Source organism: Caulobacter sp. RHG1 (assembly GCF_013181195.1).
GTDB lineage: Bacteria > Pseudomonadota > Alphaproteobacteria > Caulobacterales > Caulobacteraceae > Caulobacter.
The window spans coordinates 257816-271761 of the sequence record NZ_SMZP01000005.1; the positions used below are offsets into that span (position 1 = coordinate 257816).

Genomic DNA, 13946 nt, shown 5'->3' on the forward strand with positions numbered 1-13946 from the left:
GGCCTCTAAGGCAGCGGCTTGAAACCCTCGGCCTTCACCACCCACTTGCCGTCCTTGGGGAAGCCCGGCGCCGGACCGATCGAGCCGTCCCAGCCGCCGGCCATCATCGCCACCGCCGCCAGCAGGGAACCGTTCGACGGGAAATAGGTCTCGGCCGCGCGGGTGTAGCCGGGCCCGTCGGGACCGACCGTCTGCCCGGCTCCCGCCGTCGGGACGAAGGCCTCGGCGTGCGCATCCAGATGCACGCGGGGCGTCATGCCGCTGACCCCGAATTTGTTGTTCTTGGCGTCGTAGAACAGCCAGTCGATCGCCTTGTCGGGCTCGCCCAGGCGGGCGGCGGTCATGGCCGCCATCGGATAGTCCCAGCCCCAGGTCTGGCGAAGGTCCCAGTCGTTCTCGACCGCTCGCAGCGTGCGCCGCATGGTCTCCGGATCGACGCCCTTCCCAGCGATCAGGCCGTAGGCCATCAGGAACGATGGGTGGTCGCGGTTCACGCACTGCGGTTCGACGGCGTGCTTTGAGCAGGCCGGGCTGCGCGCCGCGTCCCAGAAGTCCGGCGCGGACTCGGCCGGCAGATAGAGCCCATCCTTGATGGCCAGCGGGGCCAGACCCTGGATCACCGCGTCCCATTCGGGCTTGCGCGCCAGCCCGGTCCGGACCCGCCACTGCTGCGCGGTCTCCAGGCCCCAGCGGTAGTAGGCCAGCTCGAAGGCCGGATTGACCGTGGTCAAGGGATCGTAGTTCTCCTGCACCGGGATGATCGGCGGCCCCAGCACGAAGCGCCCCTTGTCGTCCTTGTGCGGAAAACTGGCCAGCAGCTCGGCCGTCTCGGAGACCAGAGGGCCGTACTTGGCCAGGGTCGTCTTGGTCGGCCTGTCACGCCAGACCAGCTCGGACATCCAGATCGGGTGCGGCTGCTGCCACATGATGAAGGGCGACACCTTCGAGGGACTGTCGACGCCGTCGGGACCGACCATCTTGGGCCACCAGGCGCCCTTCAGGCCGTGGCTGGCGGCGCGAGCCTGGGCGTCCTTCAGGTGGCCGACATACCAGGGCAGGCTGCGCTCCAGCTGCTCGGGCCGGTTCCACAGCGCGAACTGCCCGGCGTGCCAGGCGTGCATCTCGAGATGGAACTTGCCGTTCCAGCTGTTGGAGAACAGCCCCTCCTCCTGCGGCGGAACCTCGCCGGCGCCGTTCAGCGACATCAGGTACTGCGACAGCACCACCCGACGCTCCAGCTCGGCGGCGCGCGGATCGGTGCTGCCCGCGAAGTCGACGGCCGCGCCCTGGGTCCAGTAGGACTTCCAGTGGGCCCGAGCGGCCTGGTCGGCGACCGTCACGCTGGGCAGCGCCCTGGGCAGGGCCGTGCGCGAGAAGGCGACCTCCAGCCCCAGCGTCCGTCCCTTGGCCCTGGGCGCGATGATGTAGCCATGCGGCCCGGCGGCCGTGAAGTCGACGCCGCGATCCGCCTGCAAAGCCGCGAAGTACCGGGTGGCGTCCAGCTGACGCGTGACGTCGAGACGGCTCGCTCCCTCGCCGGTCACCTTGGTCTTGTGCAGCTCCGGATGGGTCCAGTCGGATGGGTCGGGATTTAGGTTCCTGGAGACGCCCGGAAACTTCACCGACAGCTTCAGCCGGCCCTGCTCGACCAAGCTGGACTCCACGTCGACAACGATCATGTCCAGGGTCGGGTGCACGCGGGTGCGGACGGTCACCGCCTCGCCGTCGTAGGTGAAGCGACTGGTCAGCACGCCGCTCCACAGGTCCAGGGTCTGCTCGGTCCCCGTCAGGTCCTCGAACCGAGCGGGCTTGCCGGTCTTGTCGCGCAGGTCCAGGGCCACGCGGCCCAACGAGAAGCGGTGCGGGTTCTCGCGCAGATAGGCCAGGGCCGGACGGGTCTGAGCCTCATTCCAGTCCTTCATGTAGGCATAGGGCTGCTTGGTCCCCCGCACGTCGATCGGCGTGGTCCCGTCCGCATAGGTGTAGTTGTTCGGATTGGGAAAGGCGTGCCAGGCCCACTGGGCCTCGGTCAGCAGCGGCGCGAGCTTGGAATAGGCCTCCGGGAAGGTCTGCAGGCCGGTGATGTCGGCCGTGAAACCGATCTGGCCGTTGCCGACCATCAGCGGCGCGGACGGATCCACCTTTGTGAGGCGCACGTCGTGCCGGCTGACCAGGGCGTGGCGGTCGATGGGCTGGGCCTGAGCCAGCGCGCCCAGGTTCACGAGCACCGCGCCGAACGGGATGAGGCTGGCCAGAAGCGCGCGTCGCATCTCGTCGTTTCCCTGGATTATCGCTCCGGAGCGAAGCTGTTCATTTCATCCTATAGGACAGCCTTCTCACATCGTGGAGCCCTTAGCGGCAGGCTCAAGTGAGGCTGCTTTGCACCGAGCGCTCGAAACGATGCTTTTGTTCGAGGGCCTTTTGCTGCAGTTGCGCGATGGCCGCGCCCTCCTCGGCCGCCAACATCGCCTCGAAGAGGCGGCTGAAATGCCGCCGCATGGCCAGGCGCGCCGCATGCGGATCGCGCGCGCGTATCGCATCCAGCACGGCCCGGTGCTCCTGGATTCTATCCTCGAAGCCGCTCTTGCAGACTTGGCTATAGACCTGAACGACCCGGGGCGCTTCGTTACGTGTCCGCCAGAGGGTGCGCACAAAGGCCTCCAGGATCGGGCTTCCACTGCTTTCGGCGATGATCAGATGAAAGCGTTCGTCCGCCGCCTCGGCAGCTTCGCCCTGCCCCGACATGACCTGCAAGGCGTCGTCCAAGAGCGCCAGGGCGTCTGGCGTCATGTTGAGCGCCGCCAGAGCAGCGGCTTCGGCCTCGATCAAGGCCCGCACCGTCGTCAGCTCGAAGGCGTCGACCTCGGACAGCGAAGCCTGATCGCTCGGCAGTCGAGACCGCACATAGACGCCCGAGCCCGTCTTGACCGCGATGTAGCCTTGCGCCTCCAACGCAATGCTGGCCTCGCGGACAGCCAGCCGCGACACGCCCAGCTGCTCGGCGAGCTCCCGCTCGCCGGGAAGACGGGCGCCAGGCGGGAACTGGCCGGACTTGATCAGCGCAATGATCTGCCGGGCGACGCGTTGGTACCGCCTGTCCATGCCCTTCTGCCGCTGCCCCCGTTCCATGTCTGGATCTTGAGAAGGGTTATCCGACTTTGCCAGACCGGGGGCGAACCGAAATGGCTCGCCCCCTCTGGATCGTCAGTGCCGGAAACGGATGCCAACCGTGAATTGGCGCCCGGGCGAGCCGTAGAGAGCCGCGACCGGATTGTCGGCGTAGTAGTAGCGGCTGGTGGCTTGGTTGGTCAGGTTCAGCCCCTCGATCGAGAAGGACAGCTGATCCGACAGCTTGTAGCTGAAGGCGAAGTCGACGTTCAGCGTGTCCTTGGAGCCGCCGAAATCGTTGATCAGCGGCGTGTCGCACGCCACGCCGGCGACGACGCCCGGCGCGCACGGCCCGGCCACCAGAGGATAGGTGGTGTAGTAGCCGTCACGTTGGGCCAGCGACACGCGGGTGTTGATCCGCTTGTCCTCGTAATAGACCGTCATGTTGACGGCGTTAGGCGAGGCGCCGAGCCAAGGTCCCTTGCCCAGGACCGGCGCGCTGGTTTCCGAGCCGGGATCGAGGATGTAGGTCAGCTCCGACTTGATGTGCGTCGCGTTGAGCTGGATCCCGGTGTTCTTGAGCAGCCCCGGCAGGAAGGTGAAGGCCTGCTGATAGTTGATCTCCCAGCCCTGCAGCGAGCCGCCGGGCGCATCGCGGAACTGGCGCGCGGTGGCGTCGTAGTCGGCCCGGATATAGGCCGCCTGGTCACTGGTCGTGCCGAACTGCTCGATCAGGCTTTGCAGGCCCGCCTCGTCCAGGAATGACGACAGCGGCCCGGAGAAGCGCACGGTCTGCGGATAGGAACCGATCTTCTTCTTGAACAGAGCCACCGAGATCAGGCCGCCCTCGGCGTAGTACCACTCGACCGCGGCGTCGAAATTGTTGGCGCGGAACGGCGAGAGCTTGGGATTGCCGATGGTCAGGGTGGCGCCCGAGTTCACGCCGCCATCGGGGATGCTCAGCTGAGTGATGGTCGGCGCCAGCTGCTGCAGGGTCGGGCGCGACATCGTCTTGGCGGCGCCGAAGCGGAAGTAGAGATCCTCGCGCGGCCGGATGGCGATGTTGAACGACGGCAGGACGTCGGAATAGGAATTCTCGCCCGCGACCGTACGTCCGCCCGTCGAGCGGCCGGTGGAGTCGATGTCGGTCGTGGCGTAGCGGACGCCCAGGTTGCCGAAGGTGTTCCAGCCGTCGAAGAAGTCGTAGTTGAAATTGACCTGGCCATAGACGCCGCCGGTCTGCTCACGCACGGCGAAGGTCTCCCGACCCTGCTGGCGGAACTGGGTCAGGCGCCAGTCGCCCCACTTGTTGATACAGTTGCAGGTGAAGCCGAACAGGGCGTCGAACTTGTCGATGTCCGGACCGAACCAGGACGTCGTCGTGCCCGCTGGCACATCCAGGCCCTGGCCAAACTCGATGACCTTGCCAAGGCTGGCGATCGAAACGCCCGCCTCCTTCTCGGTCGGATTGATCTGGACGTTCTGGCGCTCCATCTGCGACGTCGAGAACTTGTAGTCGCGCCGGGTGCCGCCGAACTTGAACGTCAGGTTGTCGTTGAGCATCCAGGTGAAGTCGGCCTTCCACGAGCCGTACTTATTCTCGACGTTCTTCTTGTGGTAGCGCAGGAACGAGACCCCCTTGAGGATGGTCCACTGGCTGGGATCGGCGGCATTGAAGCCCGCATCGAACATCGGCATGTCGCCGCCGCCGCGCTCGTCATAGGTGAAGGTGGCCGGCTGATCGAACTGACCCCACTCGGCCATCTTGCCGTAGGACTTCAGCTTCGAGCTCGACGCGCCATAAGTGAAGTCGGCCTTCAGGCGGTCGCTGAACTCGTGGGTCAGGTTGAACGAGAGTTGCTGGAAAGTGGTGTCGTAGCTGCCCTGGTCGGCGCGCGCGCCCCAGTCGACATTGCGCAGTTGCAGGTAGTCGGCGACGCCGTTGGTGACGTTGGCGGCGAGCACGTCGGTCGCGGGGCGGCCGATCTGCTGGGCGCGCATGGCCAGACCGTCCGCAGACGCGACATAGCCGGGCGAGCCGGCCCAGTTGTAGTAGTCGTAGACGTCCAGATTGTTGGGATTGTACGAGAAGCTGCTGCCCGCCACGAGCGCGCCGCCATAGGTCGCCTGGCCGCAGTCGATCGGCGAGGCGTAGGCGCCGCCGGCGGTGTAGTTGCAGGTCCCGGGATAGAGGCCGCGCTTGGAATTGAGCGCGGTCGAGGCATTGGCGGTGGCGAAGGTCGCGTTGGTGTTGTTGCGGTTCAGGCCGAACGGCAACAGCTGGTTCAGGGTCGAGGTGCTCTTCTGGTTCGAATAAAGCCCATCGACGGTCAGCCGTGTCCGCGACGAGATTTCCCACTGATAGGATGAGGTGAGCCCCAGGCGCTTCTGGCTCAGGTCCTGCTGCTCGGGGCCGGCCAGCGCCGGGAAGATCACCTGCGAGCCGTCCAGCGACGGGTGCAGCAGCGCGTAGGCGGCCAGGTTCGAGCCGGTCACGGCGGCGATATAGGCCGGATTGGTGATAGCCGCGGTCGACGACACCGTGCCGCCGGGATTGGCCGCGGTCGGATTGGTGACCCGGTCGCCGAACGTCGTGCCGACCGGGGCCGAGAAGCCCGCGCGTCGCGGGTTCTCCAGGGTCGCCCAGGTGGCCGAGCGGTAGACGTACTCGCCCGTCACGATCTGCCGGCGATACTGGTCGGTTTCGGTGTCCTTTTCCGAATAGGCGACCGAGGCCAGGAAGCCCATCTTGCCGTCGGCCCAGCGCTTGGAGAACAGGCCGGCGATGCGCGGATTGTGATGACCGCCATTTTCGTAATAGGCGTCCTCGACGGACAGGGCCAAGCGATCCTTGCGATAGTCGAACGGCCGGCCGGTCTGCAGATCGACCGTGGCGCCCAGGGAGCCCTCATCGGTCTCGGCCGAGGCCGTCTTACGCACCTTTAGGCTGTTGAACAGCTCCGAGGCGAAGACGTTGAAGTCGAACGTCCGCGTGGTGTTCATCGCAGTCGAGTTGGTGTCGTTCGTCCCCGCCGTCGACAGCGCTTCCAGGTTGTTGATGCGCACCCGGGTGAAGTCGCCGCCCAGGCCGCGGACGGTGATGGTGCGGCCCTCGCCATTGTCCCGGTCGATCGAGATGCCGGGAATGCGCTGCAGCGACTCGGCGAGATTGGCGTCAGGGAAATCGGCGATGTCTTCGGCGTTGATGGCGTCGACCATGACGTCGGACTGGCGCTTGACGTTCAGCGCGCTCTGCAAGGAGGCGCGGTAGCCGGTGACGACCACGGCCTCGACCGCCTGATCGTCCAAGACTTCGTCATTCTTGGGCGCCGTCGTCTGCGCCGCCGCCTGGCTCAGGCCCAGCCCGATGATGAAAGCCGTCGACGCCAGCAGCATCGCGCGCGCACTTGGGCGCCCTGGACGGTTGTCCATTCCTCATTCCCTCCCACAACCAATTATCTTTATTTGGCTTACCTATTTGGTTGATCACTTAGCGCCGAATGTCAACGGTCGCCGTTCGATCAAGTTGGTCATCCCGGCCCAGGCAAGCCGGTTATGAGGAAGGTGCATCCGCTCTCATTCAGCTACCGCGCGCTCATCAACGGTACAATTGGCGGAAATTGCGTACTGGTCTTTATATTGGTTGACCAATTATGGGAACACAGGTCCAGAAATCTGCCATTGGACTCGTAAGCCCGACCTGCTAGATCGGAGCGCAAACTTGGCGCCATGACCAGGATCGCAGCGCGCCTTCTGGCGCTCGCTGCCAAGACATTGCTGATGGGAGAGACGCGATGATCGCCAAGACCGTTGCCGCCGCGCTGCTGCTCGGCGCCGCGCCCGCAGCCGCCCAAACCTGGAACGACCCAGCCCAATGGGCCCAGGTCGCGGAGCCGGCGGCGACCAAGGACGTGGTCTATCTCCAGGCCAGCGGCCAAGATCTGCATCTGGACGTCTATCGCAACACAGCCTTCGCCGGACCACGACCGGTGCTGGTCTATATCCATGGCGGCGCCTGGTGGAAGGGCGAGAAGCCGGCCAGCTGGGGCGGCTTTCGAGCCTATCTGGCTGCTGGCTTCTCGGTCGTCACCGTCCAGTATCGCCTGTCTGACACGGCCCGGGCGCCCGCAGCGGTGCAGGACGTTCGTTGCGCCCTGTCATGGGTGAAGGCCAACGCTCGCGCCTACGGCTTCGCCCCCAAGCGGGTCGTGCCCTACGGGACTTCGGCCGGCGGTCACTTGGCGCTGATGGCCGGCATGCTGCCCAAGGGCAACGCCATCGACCTGCCGGCGTGCCGCGACCAACCCAAGGTTCCCGCTATCCTCGACTTCTACGGCCCCTATCACCTGAAGCCGGCCGACCCGGGCGCGTTCAAGAGCCCGTCGACAGCACGATGGATCGGCGATGGCCCGGACGCCTTGTGGACGACGATGTCGCCGGCCGCCTATGTGCGCAAGGCCCAGCCGCCCGTGTTCATCGTCCATGGCGATGCGGACCCGACCGTTCCCTTCGAGGCTTCGACGACGCTGAAGACCGATCTGGACAAGGCCGGGGTCACCAACCGCTTCCACCCCGTGGCCGGCGGCGCGCATGGCAAGTTTTCGAAGGAGGACCAGGTCAAGGTCGAGCAGGACGCCCTGCAATTCCTCGCAGACCTTGGCGTCGTAAAGTAGTCGTCAGAAGCCGGGCGCGTCGCCTTCCTTCCCGCCCCCGCCGGCTGCGACGACCGCCTCTATGCGCCGGCAGCGGCGCGCATAGTTCAGTCGTCCAGATTGGCGAGCGCCGATACGGCGCGGTCGCAGCGGCGATTTGGCGCCTGCAGTTCGCATAGATTATTCCCGCCGCCTCGTTGAGGCTTGGGGTACGTCGCCGACACCGCACGGCGGCGCTCTCGCCCAGCGGAATTTCATCGATGACCCTATCTCCTCGCGCTCCGCTTCAGCCCTGTCTGCGGGGTCTCGCTGCGAGCCTGCTCGCCGCCGGCGTCCTGGCGTCCGGGTCGGCCTTGGCCCAGTCGGCCACGACGCCCGCGCCTGCGCCATCCTCGCCCTTCCCGATGTCGCGCCCGACCACGCCTGGTCCGGTCGAGGTTCCGGAGGTCAGGCGGTTCGTGACCAGGCACGCTCTGAAGATCAACGGCGCGAGCCTGGCCTATACGGCGGTCGCCGGTGAGACCCATCTCTTCAACCGCGCCGGCGATCCGATCGGCTCGATCTTCTCGTTTTCATACCTGGCCGACACCAAGGACCCGCATCGGCCGGTGATGTTCGTGTTCAACGGCGGCCCCGGCTCGTCGTCGATCTGGCTGCACATGGGCGTGGTGGGACCGCGGCGCACCCAGCTGGACCGCGAGGTCAATCCCTCGAACACTCCGCCATTCGGGCTGATCGACAATCCGCTGACCCTGCTGGACGTGGCCGACCTGGTGTTCATCGATCCGGTCGGGACGGGCTGGTCGCGGGTGATCGGCAAGGGCGTGAACGCCGACTTCTGGGGCGTCGACGAGGACGCCGACAGCGTCGCCCAGTTCATCGAGGCCTGGCTGACCGAGCACAAGCGCTGGAACGCGCCCAAATACGTCATGGGCGAGAGCTACGGCTCGACCCGGGCGGCGCTGCTGCCGCGCGCTCTGCTGGGCGGTCCGATGTATGTGGGCCTGATGCGCGGCATCACCCTGGACGGCATCGTCCTGCTGGGCACGACGCTGAACGGCTCGGCGCCGCCGGCTACCCCCGAGGCCCAGGCCCTGCGCCAGGCCCTGCAGCTGCCCGCACTGGCCGACACAGCCTGGTATCACCAGCGCATCGACCGGCGCGGCCGGGCGCTGGAGGCCTATCACCAGGAGGCCCTGGCCTATGCCAAGGGCCCCTATCTCCAGGCCCTCACCAAAGAGGCCGCCGGAACCCTGCCGCCCGACGAGCGGACGGCCGTCGTCACGCAGCTGGCGGCCTTCACCGGCCTGGCCCCGACAGCCTTCGCCAAGAGCCTGCAGCTCCGGGAAGCGGGCTTTGATCGTCAGTTGCTCGCCGACCAAGGCCTGCAGGTTGGCGCCTATGACAGCCGCTACACCCTGCCCGTGGCCAATTCGGGCGGCGACCCGGTCGCTGACGACCCGGCCATGACCCTGTACACACCGGGCTTCCGGGCGACCTTCGAGCAGATGGCGGCCGAGGATCTGAAGATCCGCATGGACCGTCCCTATGGCGCCATCGTCTGGAAGGACCTGCTGGCCAGCTGGAACTTCAAGCGCAACGCGCCGCCTGAGCAGAGCTTCGCCGTCGACCTGGCCACCGCCATGCGTCGCACGCCCCGCCTGCGGGTGCTGGTCGCCTCGGGCTACTATGACCTGGCCACCCATTCGGCCGCCGCCGAGGCTGCGGTCGAGGCGGCCAACATGCCGGCTGATCGGCTGCAGCTGCGCCGCTATCCATCGGGCCACATGCTGTATGTCGGCGAGACGGCGGCGGCCTTCGCCAATGACGTCCGGGCTTTTGTTCGCGCCGGCGCGGCGCCGCGTTAGGACGTCGCCATGCGCCGGGTCGTCCCCTCTTCCCTGTCAACGCCGGCCGGCCTGGCGGCCGTTCTCGACGCTGCCATCGCCTGCCGGGGCGACATGGACGCCATGCGCGCCCGCCTGAGGATCGGCGCGGCGACCTTCCAGCAGCACCTGTCGCGGCTGCGCACGCGCAAGTTCGCGGAGGTCGTCACCGCGATCGCCCCCAGCCTGACCGGCCCGGTCGAAGCGCGCGCCCTGATCAGGCTCACTCTCACCGAGCCCGAGACGATCACGGCCTTCGAGGCCTCGATCCTCGCCGATCCGGCGATCCTGAAGGCCGACCGCCTGTCGGGCGACTACGACTATCGGCTCTGGGTGGCGCACGAGGATTTTCACGCCGCCCAGCACTGGGTTCGCGCCTGGCGCGCCCGGCCCGAGGTCCTGGCCTGCCGCTACGAGGAGCTCGAGCGCCAGTTCGGCCACGAGGCGCAAGGGGTCATCCTGCATTCCAAAATCAGAAGGCGCTCCAAGTCGAAGCGCCCCTGATAAAATGAAAAGGGCGGAGCCTCGCAGCTCCGCCCTTTCGCGTTTCGGATCTCGGCGACCTAGTGGTCGTGGTCCAGGTCCAAGTCTTCACCGAAGCCGGGGTCGCCACCGTCCGCCTGCGGATCCGCGGGCGCAGCCGCCTTCAACGACGGCGGGGTGGTGAACGGCTTGACGCCCAGGGCTGCGTGGATCTCCGAGGGGAAGTAGACGACCCCGCCCCGCATCACCATACGCGGCTGGCGGATGGCGGAGATGTCCTGGGTCGGATCGCCGGGGACCAGCACCAGATCGGCCAGCTTGCCCCGCTCGATGACGCCCAGGCGGTCGGTGCGCTTGAGGAACTCCTCGCTGCCCAGGGTGCCGGCGCGCAGGGCCTGGGCCGGGGTCATGCCGGCCTGGACGTAGAGCTCCAGCTCGCGCAGCGCCGAGAAGCCCGTGCCCTCGTCGGTGCCCGGCAGCAGGGTCACGCCTGCCTTGTGAAGCATGCCGATCGTCTCGAGGGTCTTGGCGAAGCCCTTCTGATAGGCCTGATCGTCGGCCGGGCTCTTGATCTGCACGAACGAGCGCTTGCGATAGCGCTGGAAGCCGATCGGCATGTGCGAAAGGAAGTCGCGCTGCCCCACCTGCACCTCGCCCGCGCGGCTCAGCATCAGTTGTTCCAGGAGGCCGACGGTGGTGTCCAACGCCACCTTGTGGCTCTGCATCAGCCGCACGGTCTTCTGGACGCGTTCGGACTTGAGGTCGAGGTCGGCGCCGCGCGCCATCGCCGTCAGGCGCAGCGGCGTGCGGGTGTCTTCCTTCGGATCCAGGATCCAGCCCAGCATCAGTTGGTTGATGTGGGCGATGGCGTCGTAGCCGTCCTCGATCACTCGGTCGGGCGTGTCGAAGGCCGGCACGTGGCCCGACACCCCCAGGCCCAGGCGATGAGCCTCGGCGGCCATCGGCTTGACCCAGTCGGGGTTCATCGAGTTGTAGATCTTGATCTCGGCATAGCCGCGATCGGCGTACCAGCGAACGTCCTTGAGCGCTTCGTCCAGGGTCTCGGGGATGAAGCCGTTGCGAGCCGAATAAGGGCTGCGGCCCTCCAGGAAGCCGGCGGGGACCACGCGCGGCCCGGCGATCTCGCCGCTGTCCAGGCGCGGCAGCAGGTCCAGCAGGAAGCTGTTGTTATTGCCCATGTCGCGGGCGCTGGTGACCCCGGCGGCCAGATAGTAGAGGCCCGACTCCAGGCTCATGTGGGCGTGCATGTCGTGAAGGCCCGGATAGACCGTCCCCCCCTCGCCCTCGATGACCGTCTGGTCGGCCGGCGGCGGTCCCCCATCGCCGGGCAGCACCTGGGTGACGACGTCGCGCATGACGACCACGGTCGACAGCGGTGACAACGCGCCCGTGCGCGGGTCGAAGACGCGGACATTGCGGATCCGCACCGGCGTGTCGAACCGATGGGCCAGCGCCTTGCCGAGGTCGCGCACGCGCTGGCCTTCAAGCTCCGAGCCCAGCTTGCGCAACTGGCCAGCGGCGGCCTCGTAGCCCGCGCGGATGGCGATGCCGCCGTCGCCGAAGCTGGCGAAGTACCCGCCCTTGCGGTCCAACATCACGTAGCTGGGGCGCAGCTGCACGCCGGTGACCCGCATGATCTTCACCGGCACGGCGGCCTTGCCCTCGCCGATGGTCATCTCGCGCACGGGCGTGACGCTGATCTCGCCGCCCGGCAGTACGGCGACCCGACCGCCGGGCTTGGCCATCGCCACGCGGGCGTAGACGTAGTTGGCCCAGGGGTTCTCGTCGTTGACCACGTACAGCGGCGGCGTGGCGCTGGAGATCTCGCCGGCGTCGGCCTGGCTCTTCCAGCGCGCCTTGCCGTCGGCGAAGACGTAGCTTTCCTCGACCGCGCCGCCCATCAGCGACGTGCCCTTGATCGACCACGAGACCGGCACGCCGCCGGGTCCGTTGACGATCTCGACGTGATGCTTGGGGCCGCGGCCGTTGTTGTCGACGCGGTAGTCGAGCGCGGTCTTGCCGTTCTCGGTCACCGCCTCGATCGAGCCGACGATCTCGCCGTTCGAGACGATCGACAGGCGTTCGGTGGCGGCGGCCCACAGCGCCGTGGGGCTGGCGGCGAGCAGGAGGGCGCTGAGCCCCAGGATGCTGGACTTCATCTCTGACCTCTAGGCGGGCGAGCGTTGGAGGAGATAGGCGGCGGCCGCCAGGTCCTGGGCGACATGGCCCAGGGACTTGTAGATCGTGATCTGGTCAGGGCTCTGGCGACCGTCCAGACGACCGGCGAACACCGCGCCGATCTCGCCCACGACATGGTCATCGGTGACGAGGCCCGCCTCGCGCGCCACCGCCAGTTCGGAAGCCTGGGCCAGCACCGACGGGCGGTAGTCGGCGAAGTAGCGGCCGGCCGCGACCAGGGCGCTGTCGACCTCGACCGGCCCCAGATAGCTGGAGCCGACCAGATTGACGTGCACGCCCGACTTCAGCCACGCGCCCAGCACGATCGGTTCAGGCGCGCCGGAGACGGTGCAGATCACATCAGCCTGGCTCGCTGCGGCGCGCGCGTCCGAAACCGGCGTGATCGGCAACGACAGGGCCGCGGCCAGCTCGGCGGCGCGAGCCCCAGTCTTGGCCGCATCGCGGCCCCATAGCAGGATCGACGAGAACGGCCGCACCAGGGTCAGCGCCCGCAGGTGAGCCTCGGCCTGAGCGCCCAGGCCGAAGACCGCCAGCACCTCCGCGTCGGGCCGCGCCAGGGCGTCAGTGGCCGCCGCGGTGGCGCTGCCGGTGCGGATGCGGGTGACGCTCTCGGCGTCGGCGATGCAGGCGACCGCCCCGGTCTCGGCGTCGAACGCGACCACCACGCCCTGGTGACGGGCGCGGCCGCTGTGGCCGACCTCGGGAAACACGCTGACCAGCTTGGCGCCGAACACGCCAGTGGTGCTCAGCGAGCCGGGCATCAGACCGAACATGGCCTTCGGCCGCACCTGCAGGATTTGCCGCAACGGCTGGGCCGCGTCGTCGGCCGACAGCGCGGTCATGGCCGAGCGCATGGCGGCGACACAGCCCGGATAGTCGAGCAGACGCTCGACGGCCGCCCCGTCGAAGAAGGCCGGGCTCACGGCTTGGCGATCCAGGTCCGCAGATCGTCGGCGATGCCCTTGGCGGTGGCGTCCACGGAATAGCCCATGTGGCCGCCGTCATAGTATTTCAGCGTCACCCGGGCCGGGTCCCAGCCCGACTGGGTCGTCAGCAGCTCGGCCGCGCCCATGGTGGTCTGGGTGTCGTAGTAGCCGTTGCCGACGAAGACCCGGAACTTCGGGTTCAACTTCAGCATCTTGCCGACGCCCTGATAGTAGGGCCAGTCGGCGAACGGGCTGGTCCCCTCGCCCCAGCCCCAGTCGTTCAGTCCTTTCAGCGGCGCAGCGCCGACATAGGGTTCGGGCCAGGTCACCTTCAGCGCATCGCGGCGATAGGCGGCGAAGAAGTCGACGATCGCCTTCGACAGCACGTCCGAGGCGTCGACGGCGCCGCCCTTTTCCGTGAGCGGGGCGGTGTAGCGGGCGTCGGCCCGGCCCAGCACCAGCTTCTGGTCCTTCAGCAGCTCGACCCGATAGCGCTCCTTGGAGATCTTCAGATCGTTGGCCAGATACCAGGCGGCCGAAAGACCGGTATAGGCCTCAAGCTCGGCGGCGATCTTCTGACGCTCCGCCTCTCCCAACGCGGAGCCCTGGTACAGCGCCGACAGATAGGGCCCCTTGGCCCAGGCGTTGGCGTCGGCCAGGAACGCTTGCAG

Annotated in this window: 8 protein-coding genes; 3 read left to right on the forward strand and 5 right to left on the reverse strand. The window is 67.4% G+C overall.

All coding sequences use genetic code 11. The annotated features are described in order from the left end of the window. Positions 1-5 precede the first annotated feature (5 nt). The 3 genes from E1H18_RS15650 to E1H18_RS15660 all read right to left on the reverse strand — a co-directional run bounded on the left by E1H18_RS15650 (position 6) and on the right by E1H18_RS15660 (position 6504). Complete coding sequence (locus tag E1H18_RS15650) at positions 6-2270, reverse strand: hypothetical protein (protein ID WP_172270026.1); 2265 nt, start codon at positions 2268-2270, stop codon at positions 6-8. Positions 2271-2364: 94 nt separating this feature from the next. After that, positions 2365-3129, reverse strand: a complete 765-nt coding sequence (locus tag E1H18_RS15655) for a FadR/GntR family transcriptional regulator (RefSeq protein ID WP_241736047.1) — start codon at positions 3127-3129, stop codon at positions 2365-2367. A 75-nt stretch (positions 3130-3204) separates the two neighbouring features. Then, a complete protein-coding gene (locus tag E1H18_RS15660; protein WP_241736048.1) occupies positions 3205-6504 on the reverse strand; it encodes a TonB-dependent receptor domain-containing protein in 3300 nt (1099 codons plus the stop codon). Between the two features lie 398 nt (positions 6505-6902). On the opposite strand from E1H18_RS15660, the gene E1H18_RS15665 reads away from it, so the two are divergent. The 3 genes from E1H18_RS15665 to E1H18_RS15675 all read left to right on the forward strand — a co-directional run bounded on the left by E1H18_RS15665 (position 6903) and on the right by E1H18_RS15675 (position 10150). Next, positions 6903-7781, forward strand: a complete 879-nt coding sequence (locus tag E1H18_RS15665) for an alpha/beta hydrolase (RefSeq protein WP_172270030.1) — start codon at positions 6903-6905, stop codon at positions 7779-7781. A 239-nt stretch (positions 7782-8020) separates the two neighbouring features. Next, the gene (locus tag E1H18_RS15670) at positions 8021-9628 is read left to right on the forward strand and encodes a S10 family peptidase (RefSeq protein WP_172270032.1); all 1608 of its coding nucleotides are present in this window, start codon (positions 8021-8023) and stop codon (positions 9626-9628) included. 9 nt (positions 9629-9637) lie between these two features. Next, a complete protein-coding gene (locus E1H18_RS15675; protein WP_172270034.1) occupies positions 9638-10150 on the forward strand; it encodes a hypothetical protein in 513 nt (170 codons plus the stop codon). A gap of 59 nt (positions 10151-10209) precedes the next feature. Here E1H18_RS15675 and E1H18_RS15680 read toward each other — a convergent pair whose 3' ends face one another. Together E1H18_RS15680 and E1H18_RS15685 are read right to left on the reverse strand one after the other, a co-directional pair. Further along, positions 10210-12309, reverse strand: a complete 2100-nt coding sequence (locus E1H18_RS15680; protein ID WP_172270036.1) for an amidohydrolase family protein — start codon at positions 12307-12309, stop codon at positions 10210-10212. 9 nt (positions 12310-12318) lie between these two features. Then, positions 12319-13272 (reverse strand): ornithine cyclodeaminase family protein, encoded by a 954-nt coding sequence (locus tag E1H18_RS15685; protein ID WP_172270038.1) that lies wholly within the window; start codon positions 13270-13272, stop codon positions 12319-12321. Between the last annotated feature and the right edge of the window lie 674 nt (positions 13273-13946).

What these genes read in the sequence shown, in the direction of transcription:
- E1H18_RS15650 (WP_172270026.1), bottom strand. Translation starts at nt 2,270, where the DNA reads ATGCGACGCGCGCTTCTGGCCAGCCTCATCCCGTTCGGCGCGGTGCTC.
- E1H18_RS15665 (WP_172270030.1), top strand. Translation starts at nt 6,903, where the DNA reads ATGATCGCCAAGACCGTTGCCGCCGCGCTGCTGCTCGGCGCCGCGCCC.
- E1H18_RS15675 (WP_172270034.1), top strand. Translation starts at nt 9,638, where the DNA reads ATGCGCCGGGTCGTCCCCTCTTCCCTGTCAACGCCGGCCGGCCTGGCG.
- E1H18_RS15670 (WP_172270032.1), top strand. Translation starts at nt 8,021, where the DNA reads ATGACCCTATCTCCTCGCGCTCCGCTTCAGCCCTGTCTGCGGGGTCTC.
- E1H18_RS15680 (WP_172270036.1), bottom strand. Translation starts at nt 12,309, where the DNA reads ATGAAGTCCAGCATCCTGGGGCTCAGCGCCCTCCTGCTCGCCGCCAGC.
- E1H18_RS15655 (WP_241736047.1), bottom strand. Translation starts at nt 3,129, where the DNA reads ATGGAACGGGGGCAGCGGCAGAAGGGCATGGACAGGCGGTACCAACGC.
- E1H18_RS15660 (WP_241736048.1), bottom strand. Translation starts at nt 6,504, where the DNA reads ATGCTGCTGGCGTCGACGGCTTTCATCATCGGGCTGGGCCTGAGCCAG.